This is a genomic window from Pleomorphomonas diazotrophica, assembly GCF_002844595.1.
Taxonomy (GTDB): domain Bacteria; phylum Pseudomonadota; class Alphaproteobacteria; order Rhizobiales; family Pleomorphomonadaceae; genus Pleomorphomonas; species Pleomorphomonas diazotrophica.
The window spans coordinates 808,652-821,675 of the sequence record NZ_PJNW01000002.1; the positions used below are offsets into that span (position 1 = coordinate 808,652).

Annotated in this window: 12 protein-coding genes; 6 read left to right on the forward strand and 6 right to left on the reverse strand. The window is 63.5% G+C overall.

The features are described from left to right. Positions 1 to 10: 10 nt before the first annotated feature. A complete protein-coding gene (locus tag CXZ10_RS04680; protein ID WP_101287899.1) occupies positions 11 to 793 on the reverse strand; it encodes a helix-turn-helix transcriptional regulator in 783 nt (260 codons plus the stop codon). A gap of 158 nt (positions 794 to 951) precedes the next feature. On the opposite strand from CXZ10_RS04680, the gene CXZ10_RS04685 reads away from it, so the two are divergent. From CXZ10_RS04685 to CXZ10_RS04710, 6 genes are all read left to right on the forward strand, one after another. Continuing rightward, positions 952 to 1,842: a proline iminopeptidase-family hydrolase gene (locus CXZ10_RS04685; protein ID WP_101287900.1), complete on the forward strand. Its 891-nt coding sequence runs from the start codon at positions 952 to 954 to the stop codon at positions 1,840 to 1,842. A 45-nt stretch (positions 1,843 to 1,887) separates the two neighbouring features. Next, positions 1,888 to 2,826: an ABC transporter permease gene (locus tag CXZ10_RS04690; RefSeq protein ID WP_101287902.1), complete on the forward strand. Its 939-nt coding sequence runs from the start codon at positions 1,888 to 1,890 to the stop codon at positions 2,824 to 2,826. Beyond that, positions 2,823 to 3,659, forward strand: a complete 837-nt coding sequence (locus tag CXZ10_RS04695) for an ABC transporter permease (protein ID WP_101287904.1) — start codon at positions 2,823 to 2,825, stop codon at positions 3,657 to 3,659. Before CXZ10_RS04690 ends, CXZ10_RS04695 begins: the two co-directional genes overlap by 4 nt. Continuing rightward, entirely contained in the window at positions 3,656 to 5,377 is a 1,722-nt protein-coding gene (locus CXZ10_RS04700) for a dipeptide ABC transporter ATP-binding protein (RefSeq protein ID WP_101287906.1), read from the forward strand. Before CXZ10_RS04695 ends, CXZ10_RS04700 begins: the two co-directional genes overlap by 4 nt. A gap of 17 nt (positions 5,378 to 5,394) precedes the next feature. After that, positions 5,395 to 6,909: an ABC transporter substrate-binding protein gene (locus tag CXZ10_RS04705; protein WP_101287908.1), complete on the forward strand. Its 1,515-nt coding sequence runs from the start codon at positions 5,395 to 5,397 to the stop codon at positions 6,907 to 6,909. A gap of 177 nt (positions 6,910 to 7,086) precedes the next feature. Further along, a complete protein-coding gene (locus CXZ10_RS04710) occupies positions 7,087 to 8,442 on the forward strand; it encodes an esterase-like activity of phytase family protein (RefSeq protein ID WP_101287911.1) in 1,356 nt (451 codons plus the stop codon). 73 nt (positions 8,443 to 8,515) lie between these two features. On the opposite strand, the gene CXZ10_RS04715 is transcribed toward CXZ10_RS04710, so the two are convergent. The 5 genes from CXZ10_RS04715 to rpsF all read right to left on the reverse strand — a co-directional run bounded on the left by CXZ10_RS04715 (position 8,516) and on the right by rpsF (position 12,704). Beyond that, a complete protein-coding gene (locus CXZ10_RS04715; RefSeq protein WP_101287913.1) occupies positions 8,516 to 10,003 on the reverse strand; it encodes a replicative DNA helicase in 1,488 nt (495 codons plus the stop codon). 249 nt (positions 10,004 to 10,252) lie between these two features. Beyond that, entirely contained in the window at positions 10,253 to 10,816 is a 564-nt protein-coding gene (rplI, locus tag CXZ10_RS04720) for a 50S ribosomal protein L9 (protein WP_101287915.1), read from the reverse strand. 57 nt (positions 10,817 to 10,873) lie between these two features. Continuing rightward, positions 10,874 to 11,815, reverse strand: coding sequence for a hypothetical protein (locus CXZ10_RS04725; RefSeq protein WP_101287917.1), 942 nt, complete (start codon positions 11,813 to 11,815; stop codon positions 10,874 to 10,876). Positions 11,816 to 12,006: 191 nt separating this feature from the next. Next, positions 12,007 to 12,255, reverse strand: coding sequence for a 30S ribosomal protein S18 (gene rpsR, locus CXZ10_RS04730; protein WP_084632951.1), 249 nt, complete (start codon positions 12,253 to 12,255; stop codon positions 12,007 to 12,009). Between the two features lie 2 nt (positions 12,256 to 12,257). Then, positions 12,258 to 12,704, reverse strand: a complete 447-nt coding sequence (gene rpsF / locus CXZ10_RS04735; RefSeq protein WP_101287919.1) for a 30S ribosomal protein S6 — start codon at positions 12,702 to 12,704, stop codon at positions 12,258 to 12,260. Positions 12,705 to 13,024 lie beyond the last annotated feature (320 nt).

The window sequence follows — 13,024 nt, forward strand, 5'->3', positions numbered from 1 at the left end:
GCAGCAGCTATCAGAAGTTATAGGTCGGGGGTTCGTCGAGGAGCCGATAATGGATGGCACGCACGACAGCCTGGGTGCGATTGCGAGCACCGAGCTTGCGGATGGCCGAGTTGAGATGCATCACCACCGTCGGCACCGAGCGATCGATGATGCGGGAAATCTCCTTGGCCGACAGCCCCTCGGCCGAATGGCGAAGGCATTCGCGCTCGCGATCGGTGAGGCGCGGCATGGCACCGACGCGGACCGGAGCGTCGAAGGCCGAATAGGCGGTTTCGTGGAACAGATGAGCGAGCAAGCCGAAATCGGCGATGGCTCTCTCGGCAGCATGCTGGAAATCGGGGCCGGCACCAAAGCGGACGCCGGTCACCGTCGCATAGTCGCCGCGCGGCAGGTGCACGGGAACGGTGACGCCGGAGGTCAGACCACGGTCGCGCAGATAGCTTTCTACCGGGCGACTGTCGTCACAGAGATAACGGCGGATCGCGGTGTCGGCGTTGCGGTCATAGTTCCAGAAGAACGGCGTCGATGTTCTGAGTGCCAGTTGCTGCACCGGGTCGAAGCGGAAATAACCGCGGCCACACCAATACTCGTGCATGTCCTCCGGCACGTTCCTGAGCTTCAGGAGCGATGGGATGTTCATGCTGCCGTCGACGTCATAGGGCACCGGCGTGTAGTCGTAGATGAGCGCATCGAAGCCGAAGCCTTTGACCATGTCGAAGGCCTGGTCGATGCACCCCTCCAGGCTGGTCTCAGTGGCGAGACGCTCCCTGATGGCGGCAATGTCGACGGGCATCTATAGCTACTCCGGAGTGGAAAGCCCCGTGAAAGGCGGCTTAGGCTCCTCCATCGCGTTGACCCTATCACTTCTAATAGCTGGTGTTGAGCGCCAATTCATCCAAAATTTGATCACGCTCAAATCGTGGGCTTTGAACTAAGCAGCGGAGATCGGTCATGTGGCGGGAAATCGCCCCGGATGCCACCCACGTGGTGAAAGTCGACGGGTATGATGTCATCGCCTACGAGTTTGGTGAGGGCGATGAGGTCGTGTTCCTGGCCAACGGCGGTCCAGGTCTCCCTTGCGACTATCTGCGCGAGGCTCACTCCTGCCTGATCGACCACGGCTATCGCGTCGTTGCCTTTGACCAACTCGGTACCGGTGCCTCCGATCGTCCGACCGATCCCGCACTCTGGACGATCGGCCGCTATGTCGAGGAAACCGAGACGGTGCGGAGGGCTCTGGGCCTCGGAAAGGTGCATTTCCTCGGTCATTCCTGGGGCGGTTGGCTGGCGATCGACTACGCGTTGACCTATCCGGATGCGCTCAAGACGCTGGTCCTTGAGGATACCGTCGCCGATATGCCGCATCTCATCACCGAGCTCGAACGGCTGCGCGGCGCGCTCGGGTCGGAGACGGTGGCGATGATGCAGGCACACGAGGCGGCCGGCACCATCGATCACCCCGAGTATATGGCGGCGATCACGCTGCTCAACTATCGCCATGTCTGCCGCCTGAAGGAATGGCCGGCGCCGGTCAACCGCTCGCTATCGGACTGGAACATGGGCCCTTACGCCACCATGCAGGGGCCGAACGAGTTCCTCTACATCGGCAACCTCAAGGACTGGAACCGAGTTTCCGACCTTCACAAGATTACCGTGCCGACGCTGATCACCTGTGGCGAGCACGATGAGCTGACGCCGGCCTGCGCGTTGCGCATGAAGCTCAATCTGCCCAACGCCGAGCTCAAGGTGTTTGCGAACTCCAGCCATATGCCCTTCTATGAGAACCCGAGGGACTACTATCCGGCGCTTCTTGCCTTCCTCGGGAAACACAGCCAGCGATGATGCCCGCACCAATCATGACATGCCTTGCCACATCCGGACGCTACGATGCACCGGTATAAGTTCGTCCTCTATCGTCCCCTGCAGTTCCTGCCGGTGCTGTTCGGCATCAGCCTCATCACCTTCGTGCTGGTGCGCCTGATCCCCGGCGATCCGGCGCGCGTACTGCTCGGCACCAAGTCGACGCCGACCGCCATCGCGGCCATCCGCGCCCAGTACGGTCTCGATCAACCGATCTGGCTGCAATATTTCTACTTCCTGCAGAATCTCGCCCAGGGCGAGATGGGCAAGTCGATCCTCTACAAGATCGACGTGCTCAGGCTGATCACCACCCGCATCGAACCGACGCTGGCGCTGGTACTTTGCTCTGTGCTCCTGTCGCTGATCATCGCCGTGCCGCTCGCCTCGCTGGCCGCACGGTCGAACGGCGGCCCCGCCGATCACATCGTACGCTTCATCTCGACCTTCGGCATCGGTTTCCCACCCTTCTGGCTGGCGCTGATGCTGATCATCTTCTTCTCGGTGCGGCTCGACCTGTTCCCCGTGTCCGGCTATGGCGAGAACCTTGCCGACAAGCTTTATCACCTGATCCTGCCGTCGCTGACCATCGCCCTGTCGCTGTCGACGGTGCTGATCCGGTCGCTGCGTACGGCGATGATTGCCGAACTGAAGGGCGATCTCGCCACGGCGGCGCGGGCGCGCGGCATGCCCGAGAGCATAGTCTTCTGGCGGCATGTCGTACCCAACTCGCTGGTACCGACGGTCAACCTCCTCGCCGTCAACATCGGCTGGCTGATCGGCGGCACGGTCGTCGTTGAAAGCGTGTTCGCTCTGCCCGGCATGGGCCAGTTGCTCGTCCGCGCCATCTTTTCCCGCGACTATATGGTGGTGCAGGGTGTGGCCATGGTGTTCGCCTGCGCGACGGTTCTGGTGAACTTCATTGCCGATATCGTCACCGTCGCCATCGACCCGAGGGTGAAGCAATGACCGCCGCGCTCGCTCCCGCCTGGGTGGCGGTTCGGCGGCGGCCGACGCTGCTCGCCGGGTTGATCCTGCTCACCGCCTTTCTCCTCATCGCCCTCACGGCGCCGCTGATCGCACCCTACGATCCGATCCTGCAGAACGGCGACCTGCGCCTCCAACCGCCGTCCTGGGCGCATCCCTTCGGCACCGACAACTTCGGCCGCGACATCTTCTCGCGCGTCATCTGGGGCACGCGGGTCGACCTTCAGATCGCGGTGATCGGCGTCGTCTTTCCCTTCCTGATCGGCACCACGGTCGGCACGGTCGCCGGCTATGTCGGCGGCAAGGTCGACATCGTCTTCATGCGCGTCATCGACATCATCCTCGCCTTTCCCTTCCTGGTGCTGATGCTGTCGATCATCGCCATCCTCGGGCCGGGTCTTCAGAGCTTCTACATCGCCATGGCGCTGGTCGGCTGGGTATCCTATGCCCGGCTGATCCGGGCGCAGATGCTGGTCTTGAAGACGGTGGACTATGCGACGGCGGCGCTCAGCCTCGGCTTTTCCGGGCCACGCATCATGTTCCGCCACCTGCTTCCCAATGCCATTGCGGGATCGGTGGTGTTCTCGATGTCGGATTGCGTGCTGGTGCTTCTTTCCGGCGCTGCCATCAGCTACCTCGGCCTCGGCGTACAGCCGCCCATCGCCGAGTGGGGCGTGATGGTGGCGGAGGGCCAGAGCTTCATCACCACGGCCTGGTGGATCACGCTCTTTCCAGGCCTTTCCATCGTGACGCTGGCATTCGGCTTCTCCCTGACTGGTGACGGCCTCGGCGATCTACTGGGGGTGCGCGAATGAGCGAAGCGCTGCTCTCCGTCCGCGACCTCAGCGTCGTCTTCGCCGGCGACGATGGACCTCGCACGCTGATCGACAACCTGTCGTTCGACCTCGGCCAGGGCGAGATCCTCGGCCTCGTCGGTGAGAGTGGTTCGGGCAAGAGCCTCACCTGCCGTTCCTTGGTTCGGCTGATGCCATCGCCCAAACTCGCGATCACCTCGGGTGCGGTGATGCTCGACGGCCGCGACCTCACGAAAGTCTCGGAAGCCGACATTCGCGACGTGCGCGGCCGCGACATCGGCATGATCTTCCAGAACCCGACCAGCCATCTCGATCCCCTGATGCACATCGGCGACCAGATCGCCGAAGGAATCCGGGTGCATCGCGGCGTTGATGGCAAAGCGGCGAGGGCGGCCGCTCTGGATATTTTGGCGCAGGTTGGCTTTCCGCATCCGGCCCGGCAGTACAACGGCTACCCGCACGAGTTCTCGGGCGGCATGCGCCAGCGCGCCATGATCGGTGTGGCACTCTCCTGCGATCCGCGCATCCTGATCGCCGACGAGCCCACCACCGCGCTCGACGTGACCATTCAGGCGCAGATCCTGAAGCTGCTGATGGATCTCCGGGAGAGCCGGGGCCTGTCGGTGATCATGATCACCCACGATCTCGGCATCGTCGCCCAGACTTGCGACCGCATCGCCGTGCTCCGGCAGGGGAAACTGCTGGAGATCGGCGGCAAGCGCGACCTTCTCGGCCGGCCGCAGCATCCCTACACGCAAAACCTCATCGCCTCGCATCCGTCGATGCCGGCACGGCAGGCGGCGATGTCCAGCCACATCGTCCACCCGACCGCCGTCGTTCCGAAGGCGCGTCCGCTCATCGAGATCGACGACCTTCATGTTCGTTTCCCGGTAACCGGGCGCGGCTTGTTCTCAGGTGGACCGCGCGAGTTCTCGGCCGTCAAGGGCGTCAGCCTGCAGGTGATGCCGGGTGAGACGGTGGGTATCGTCGGCGAGAGCGGTTCGGGCAAGTCGACGCTGGCGCGAGCGCTGTTGGGGCTGACGCCCATTTCCGACGGGCATGTGTCCTTCGACGGCGCCGACATCGTCATGGAGAGGGCCAAGGCGCTGAGCAAGCTTCGCCAGGAGACGGCGATGGTGTTCCAGGACCCCTATAACGCGCTCAACCCACGCCTCACCATTGGCACCATGCTGGCCGAGGTGCTCGCCGTGCAGGACAGCGTGCCGAAGGAGCGGATCCCCGAGCGCATCGGCGAACTCCTCGACCTCGTCGGTCTCGAGCGCGAGTTCGCCGGCCGCAAGCCGCTCTCCATGAGCGGCGGCCAATGCCAACGCGCCGGTATCGCCCGGGCGCTGGCCGTCAATCCCAAGCTGATCGTCGCCGATGAATGCGTTGCCGCGCTCGATGTGACCATTCAGGCGCAGATCGTCGATCTCTTCCGCGACCTCAAGCGACGGCTCAATCTGACGCTGCTGTTCATCGCCCATGATCTCGCCATCGTCCGCAGCCTCTGCGAGCGAGTGGTGGTCATGTACCACGGCGAAATCGTCGAGGAAGGGCCGACGGAGGACGTGTTCAGCGCGCCGCGCGAGGCTTACACGCGGGCACTGATCGACGCCATTCCGGATATCGATCCCGACAAGCGACTTGTGCCTCCACGGGGTGGAGATGCCTTGATTGAAGAAACGTCCGGGTTAGTCACGGACGAGATATCATAACCAGAAGGGAACTCGACATGACCGCAAAGTGGACCAAACTCAGCGTGGCGACCGTTCTCGCCACCCTCATTTTCGGAGCTTCGATCGCCGAGGCCGCCGGCGTGCTCACCATCGGCCGCCGCGAGGACGGCACGACCTTCGATCCCATCAAGACGGCCCAGAACGTCGACAACTGGGTGTTCTCCAACGTGTTCGACGTGCTGGTGCGCGTCGACAAGACCGGCACCAAGCTGATCCCGGGCCTTGCCGAGAGCTGGAGCGTGTCGGACGACGGGCTGACCTATACCTTCAAGCTGCGCGACGCCAAGTTTTCCAACGGCGATCCGGTGACCGCCGACGACGCGGCTTTCTCGATCCTTCGCATTCGCGACAATCCGGGGTCGCTGTGGGCCGACAGCTACAAGATCGTCGATACGGCCACGGCCGCCGACCCGAAGACGCTGGTCGTCAAGCTGACCGGCCCGTCGGCGCCCTTCCTGGCGTCACTTGCCCTGCCCAACGTGTCGGTACTGCCGAAGAAGGTGGTCGAGAGCATGGGCGAAGACGCCTTCGGCGAGGCGCCCATCGGTTCCGGTGCCTTTGCCGTCAAGGAATGGCGTCGCGGCGATCGCGTCATCCTCACCAAGAACCCGGAGTATTGGGACGCCGCCAACGTCAGCCTCGACGGGGTCGAGTGGATCTCCATTCCCGATGACAACACTCGCATGCTGAAGGTACAGGCTGGCGAGATCGACACGGCCATCTTCGTGCCCTTCTCGCGCATCGCCGAACTCCAGAAGGATCCCAATCTCAAGATCCATCTGGACACCTCGACGCGCGAGGATCACCTCTTGATCAACCATGAGCACGGCGCGCTCGCCAAGAAGGAGGTGCGTCAGGCGCTGGACATGGCGATCGACAAGAAGGCGATCGTCGACGCGGTGACCTTCGGCCTCGGCGAGGTCGCCTATTCCTATGTTCCGAAGGGTGCCCTCTACCACTACGCCGACAATCTCCAGCGCCCCTACGATCCGGAGAAAGCCAAGGCCATGCTGGCGGAAGCCGGCGCTGCCGATCTCAACCTCAACTATGTCGTCAATGCCGGCGACGAGGTCGACGAGCAGATCGCCGTGCTGTTGCAGCAGCAGCTTGCCAAGGCAGGCATTACGGTGAGCCTGCAGAAGGTCGATCCAAGCCAGAGCTGGGACATGCTGATCGCCGGCGACTACGACATATCGGTCATGTACTGGACCAATGACGTGCTGGACCCGGACCAGAAGACCACCTTCGTGCTCGGCCACGACAGCAACATGAACTACATGACCCGCTACAACAATCCGGCAGTCAAGGATCTGGTCGGCGCCGCGCGCGTCGAGATGGACCCCAAGAAGCGCGAAGAGATGTACATCGAGCTCCAGAAGATGGCGAAAGACGACGTCAACTGGATCGACCTCTACTACAGCCCCTATCGCAACGTGTCGCGCGCCAACATCGAGACCTTCGATCAGAACCCGCTTGGCCGCTTCTTCCTCGAAGAGACCAAGAAGAACTGAGCCGTACCGCGCACGTGCGACATATCGGCTGAAGCGATCGCCCCGGCAGCGGACCTGACGGGGCGTCATCGTATCTACATCCGACGCATCATCGAACCGTCATCGCGGCGTCAACCCACTGACACCTGAGCTTTTTACCAATGCCGGGCTTTGTCCATTCCTTTTCAGGTGAGCCCGATGAAGATTTTGCTTTTGGCGTCCGCCGCCATCGTCGTTTCGTCCGCTGTTTCCTTCGCCGATGAAACCGCCTTCAAGGCGACGCTGGTGTCGCAGACCGTACTGCCGGCCAACAGCGTCATCGCCGCTCCGGCCGACGCGCCGGCGTTCCTGAAGCAGGCCGGCAAGTTCTCGACGCCGGATCGCAAGCGCGCCACCACGCTCGGCTCGGTGCCGGGCCTCGACGGCGTCCGCAAGACCGGTCTCGGCCTGCCGTTCGACGGCCAGGCGATGCAGGGCTTCTCGGGCATCAAGACCATGACCGACGGCACCTTCTGGACGCTGAGCGACAATGGTTTCGGCAGCAAGGCCAACTCCAGCGACGCCATGCTGATGCTGCACCACGTCAAGCTCGACTGGCAGGCCGGCACCGTCGACCGCCTCGACACGGTGTTCCTCAGCGACCCTGACAAGCTGGCGCCGTTCCCGATCGCCATGGAAGGCGCCGACAAGCGCTACCTCACGGGCGCCGATTTCGACATCGAGTCGATCCAGCCGGTGGGCGACGGCTTCTGGATCGGTGAGGAACTCGGCCCCTATCTCATCCACGTCACAGCCGACGGCAAGCTGACCGACGTCATCCCGACGCTGGTCGACGGCAAGCCGGTGCTCTCTCCGGACAATCCGACGATGGCGCTGCCGGCCGACCCCACCAAGCCGCTGCCGGCCTTCAACGTTCGCCGCTCCAACGGCTTCGAGGGGCTGGCGCGGTCGAAGGACAGCAGCAAGCTCTATGCGCTGATGGAAGGGCCGCTGTACCTCGGCGACGGCAAGTTCGAGCAGGTCGACGGCGCGAACGCCATCCGCATCATCGAGTTCGACGTTGCCAAGAAGGCATGGACCGGCCGTTCCTGGCTCTATCCCTTCTCGGGCGCGGGTACCAACATCGGCGATTTCAACATGATCGACGAGAGCACGGCGCTGGTGATCGAACGTGACGGAGGTGCCGGCCTTGCCGACAAGGCTTGCGCCGATCCGGCCAAGCCCGAGCCGACCTGCTTCGACAAGCCCTCCAGGCACAAGCGCATCTACAAGATCGCCTTCGGCGACGACAACGTCGGCAAGGCGGTGCGCAAGGTCGGCTACATCGACCTCCTCAACATTGCCGATGCCAACGGCAAAGCCAAGCAGGGCACGGAAAACGGCATCTATACCATGCCCTTCGTCACCATCGAGAATGTCGACGTGGTCGACGCCACGCATATCGTGGTGGGCAACGATAACAACCTGCCGTTCTCGGCCGGCCGCGCCGTCGACAAGGCCGACGACAACGAGTTCGTGCTGCTCGAGGTGGGTGAATTCCTGGCTGCGAAGTAAGCGATACGAGGTTTGAAAATGGAAAGGCCCCGGAGCTTCGTGCGGCCGGGGCCTTTTCAGTTGGAGAGGATTCTTACTCGAAACGCTCGGGCAAATAGTCTTCCTTGGCGAGATCCGAGAAGCGGGTGACGGAGGCGTCGAAGGCGAGCTGCACGGTGCCTGTAGGGCCGTGGCGCTGCTTGCCGATGATCACTTCGGCCTTGCCCGTGACGCGGTCCATCTCGGCCTGCCACTTGAAGAAGTCCTCGGTGCCTTCCTTTGGCATGCGCGACTGCAGGTAATACTCGTCTCGGTAGATGAACATCACCACGTCGGCGTCCTGCTCGATCGAGCCGGACTCACGCAGGTCGGACAGCTGTGGCCGCTTGTCGTCTCGGCTTTCGACCTGACGCGACAGCTGGGAGAGCGCGATGATCGGGACCGCTAGTTCCTTGGCCAATGCCTTGAGACCAGTGGTGATCTCAGTGATCTCCTGCACGCGGCCACCCTGTGCCGACTTCGACGAGCCGGACAGTAGCTGCAGGTAGTCGACGATGACGAGGTCGAGGCCGCGTTGACGCTTCAGGCGACGGGCGCGGGCGGCGAGCTGGGCGATGGAAATGCCACCGGTGTGGTCGATGTAGAGCGGCAGCGTCTGCATGCGCTGGGCGACGGCGGCGAGCTTGGCGAACTGGTTCTCATCGATATTGCCGCGGCGAATGTCCGACGACGACACCTCCGACTGCTCGGCGAGAATACGCGTCGCCAGCTGCTCGGACGACATTTCCAGGCTGAAGAAGCCGACGATGCCACCGTTGACCGTTTTCAGCGACCCGTCCGGTTGCTCGGCGGCCTCATAGGAATTGGCGACGTTGAAGGCGATGTTGGTGACGAGCGACGTCTTGCCCATGGCCGGACGGGCGGCGAGGATGATCAGGTCGGATCGCTGCAGGCCACCCATGGTTCGGTCGAGGTCGTTGAGGCCGGTGGCGATGCCCGAGAGATGACCGTCGCGCTGATAGGCGGCGGCGGCCATGTCGATCGCTTCGCGCAACGCGTCGGAGAAGGTGTGGAAGCCGCCTTCGTAGCGGCCGCTTTCGGCAATGCCGAACAGCCGACGCTCGGCGTCCTCGATCTGGGCGCGCGGCGGCATGTCGATCGGCGCGTCATAGGCGATGTTGACCATGTCCTCGCCGATGCGGATCAGGTCGCGGCGAACGGCGAGGTCGTGGATGATGCGGCCGTAGTCCTCGGCATTGATGATGGTGGTCGCTTCGGAGGCGAGGCGCAGCAGATACTGCGTTACCGGCATCTCGGCGATCTGATAATCGGCCGGGTAGAAGGTCTTCAGCGTGATCGGCGAGGCCACCTTGCCGCCGCGGATGAGCTGGCCGATCTTCTCGTAGATCGCCTTGTGTTGCTCGATGAAGAAGTGGGGCGGCTCAAGGAAGTCGGAGACGCGGAAGAACGTCTCGTTGTTCATCAGCATGGCACCCAGCAGCTGTCGTTCCGCCTCGACGTTGTGCGGCGCGCTGCGGGTGAGCGCGGTAGCCTGATCTTCGACGCGGCGGATGGTGGACATGGGACGGACGTGTTCCTGCTGGCGGATGAAGAAGGGACAGTATCAAGCTGTCTTGTGACAGAGAGCGGCAGTTATCTCAGACTCCCGCAATCCACACAGGAGTCGGATTTCTCCGATGATGGTCATTGACTCTTGCTGCCTGGCGAGTCCGCGTGGAGAGAATCGTCAGGCTGTTGTTTTGGCAAGAAAAACCCCGGGATTTGACTCCCGGGGTAGATCCGTTGCGACGTAGTCGGAACCGAAGCCGGCTCAGAGCTCCTCGCGGTCCATGCCCTCGTCGTCGAGCACCGAACCGACTTCGCGAACGAAGGTGTCCTCGCGGGCGCCGGCGGTGACGTCCTCGCCCTTGGCCTGACGCTGGGCTTCGTCCTCGGAGCGAGCGATGTTGAGGGTGATGGTGGCGCGCACGTCGGCGTGCAGCACGATTTCGATCTCGTGAACACCGAGGTTCTTGATCGGCGCGTTGATGTTCACCTGCGAGCGGGTGATCGTCTCACCGGCGGCGGCGAGGATGTCGACGATGTCGCGCGCAGCGACGGAGCCGTAGAGCTGGCCGGTTTCGGCAGCCTGACGGACGACGACGAAGGAGCGCTGATCGAGACCGACCTTGATCTGCTCGGCCGACGACTTGCGCTCGGCGTTGCGAGCCTCGAGGTTGGCGCGCTCGCGGTCGAAGCGGGCCTGGTTCTCCTTGGTGGCGCGCAGCGCCTTGCCCTGCGGCAGCAGGTAGTTGCGGGCGAAGCCGTCGCGGACCTTGACGGTCTCGCCGAGGGTGCCGTGCTTGCCGATGCGCTCGAGAAGGATGACCTTCATTTTCTGTACTCCGTTCTGTTTGTTGTGGCGTTGCCGCCGGTTCGGGGATCGGGGCCGTCAGGCACCCGGTCGTTTGTTGAGCCGCTTGGCCCTGAGGCCGAGCGGACCGTCGAGAATGCCGGCGATCGCCAGCGGAACGAGGGGGATGGAAAGCACGAAGGTGGCGCCATAGGTGACGCCGAGGATCAGCGGAGCTGCCGGGTTGGCGCGCACGACGACGTGGAGCACGGCGAAGCCGACCATCGCAAAGCCCATGCCCGCCGCGCCGGCGATGACGCCGGCAACAAGACCGAGCGAGCCGTCAAGGCCGGCGAGCAGCGCCGCGCCGGCGAACACCCCAGCCATCCACATCGGCAGCGACAGCGTTTCGGCAATGGAATCGTCGCCGCGCTTCAGGCGTCCCGAAAGACGCACGACGCGGCTGCCCAGCCAGAGATTGAACGCCGTCAGCACCAGCCAGAACGCGCCGAGCGCGAAGGGCATCAGGCGCATGTAGAGGAGGAGGGCAGGCAGCAGATCCTCACGGGTCGGCGCGCCCGGCTCACCCGAGGCCTGCCCCATGGCCACCAGCATGTCGGCGACTTCGCCGGCGGTTGCCTCGATGTCGAAGCCGATGACCATGCCGACGCCAATGATGGTGGCCGCCGTGATCAGCACCATGGCCGTGAAGACGCGGCCGAGCGGATACCACTCGAAGCTCCTGCCGTCTTCGTCGAGCGGCCGACCGAGGCCGACGAGATAGCTATAGAAGGCCATGGGGGCGGCAACCACCAGGGCATGCAACAGCGCCGCTTTCCAGGAGACGAAGACCCACAAGCCAACGACGGCGGCCAGCACGGCGGCGATGCCGGCGAGCGTACCCCAGCCGATGGTGACGATGGCGACGGGAAGCGCGGACATGAAGAACAGCGGCGTGCCAAGGGCACCGCCACTTGTGACGGCCGCGAAAAGCAGAGCGGAGGCGGCACCTGCGGCGATGCCGAGAAGAAGTCCGTTCACGTTTCTCTCGCTGTCCCGCGCGATCGTCCAAAAAGACGACCGATGCTGTGATCGACGGCCGATGCCGCCGGGCGGTTAGGGGTGCCGAGCCCAAGGGCCGCATCCCAACTTTGCAGGAAAGGCGCCGCGACCGATCGCGACGCCGGATGTTTCAAGGTCATGAAGCCGCCTCCGGCAGCTTCAAGCGTTCATCACTTGATGATGAACGGCAGCAGGCCGAGGATGCGGGCGCGCTTGATCGCCTGGGCGAGCTCGCGCTGCTTCTTGGCCGACACCGCGGTGATGCGGGACGGAACGATCTTGCCGCGCTCGGAGATGTAGCGCTGCAGCAGGCGCACGTCCTTGTAGTCGATCTTCGGGGCGTTGGCGCCGGAGAACGGGCAGGTCTTCCGGCGACGGAAGAACGGACGGCGAGCGGCGGGGAGGGAGGTGATTTCCATGATTATTCCATATCCCCAGCTTCGGTTTCACGACGGGGAGCACGATCGCGGCGCGGGCCACGGTCGCCACCACGGAAGCCGCCACGGTCGCCACGGCCGGCGGGAGCGCCATCGCGCTCGTCACGGTCGCGCTTCTGAAGCATGGCCGACGGGCCTTCTTCCAGCTCGTCGACGCGAATGGTCATCGTGCGAAGGATGTCCTCGCTGAGGCTCTCCTGGCGCTCCATCTCGGCGACGGCCGCGTGCGGCGCATCGAGATTGAACAGGACATAGTGAGCCTTGCGGTTCTTCTTGACGCGGTAGGCGAGGGCGCGCAGGCCCCAGTTCTCCACCTTCTTCACCGCGCCGCCATTGCTTTCAATGACGGCCTTATACTGGTCAGCGATCGCTTCCACCTGCTGGGCGGAAACGTCCTGGCGGACCAGGAACACGTGCTCGTAGAGCGCCATGTCGGTACAGCCTTTCTCGGTTCATTGACCACCCGGCGCCAAGCCTCTGCGAACCCTCCGAAAGGCTCCACAGATACGAGATCGAGAGCGGAGACACGGGAAGACAATCCATTTTCAGGATCAGAAGCCTTGTCTTGCGACGCGGCCACCTTCCGTTCAGCCCCCAGCCGGGTACCGTCCACTTTGAACGATGGGCGGCTCTTACAGGAAACGGGCCGACGCGACAAGCGAAAATCGGCCCTCAAGACCGCTTTGCGTCCGAGACTGCCGGAAATTGCGGCAGCGCACAGGGATTTGCCCGAATGGTCAAGTTCATCGCG

Excerpts from the sequence above, each read along its gene's own strand:
- CXZ10_RS04680 (WP_101287899.1), bottom strand. The coding sequence starts at position 793 with ATGCCCGTCGACATTGCCGCCATCAGGGAGCGTCTCGCCACTGAGACC.
- CXZ10_RS04685 (WP_101287900.1), top strand. The coding sequence starts at position 952 with ATGTGGCGGGAAATCGCCCCGGATGCCACCCACGTGGTGAAAGTCGAC.
- CXZ10_RS04690 (WP_101287902.1), top strand. The coding sequence starts at position 1,888 with ATGCACCGGTATAAGTTCGTCCTCTATCGTCCCCTGCAGTTCCTGCCG.
- CXZ10_RS04695 (WP_101287904.1), top strand. The coding sequence starts at position 2,823 with ATGACCGCCGCGCTCGCTCCCGCCTGGGTGGCGGTTCGGCGGCGGCCG.
- CXZ10_RS04700 (WP_101287906.1), top strand. The coding sequence starts at position 3,656 with ATGAGCGAAGCGCTGCTCTCCGTCCGCGACCTCAGCGTCGTCTTCGCC.
- CXZ10_RS04705 (WP_101287908.1), top strand. The coding sequence starts at position 5,395 with ATGACCGCAAAGTGGACCAAACTCAGCGTGGCGACCGTTCTCGCCACC.
- CXZ10_RS04710 (WP_101287911.1), top strand. The coding sequence starts at position 7,087 with ATGAAGATTTTGCTTTTGGCGTCCGCCGCCATCGTCGTTTCGTCCGCT.
- CXZ10_RS04715 (WP_101287913.1), bottom strand. The coding sequence starts at position 10,003 with ATGTCCACCATCCGCCGCGTCGAAGATCAGGCTACCGCGCTCACCCGC.
- rplI (WP_101287915.1), bottom strand. The coding sequence starts at position 10,816 with ATGAAGGTCATCCTTCTCGAGCGCATCGGCAAGCACGGCACCCTCGGC.
- rpsR (WP_084632951.1), bottom strand. The coding sequence starts at position 12,255 with ATGGAAATCACCTCCCTCCCCGCCGCTCGCCGTCCGTTCTTCCGTCGC.
- rpsF (WP_101287919.1), bottom strand. The coding sequence starts at position 12,704 with ATGGCGCTCTACGAGCACGTGTTCCTGGTCCGCCAGGACGTTTCCGCC.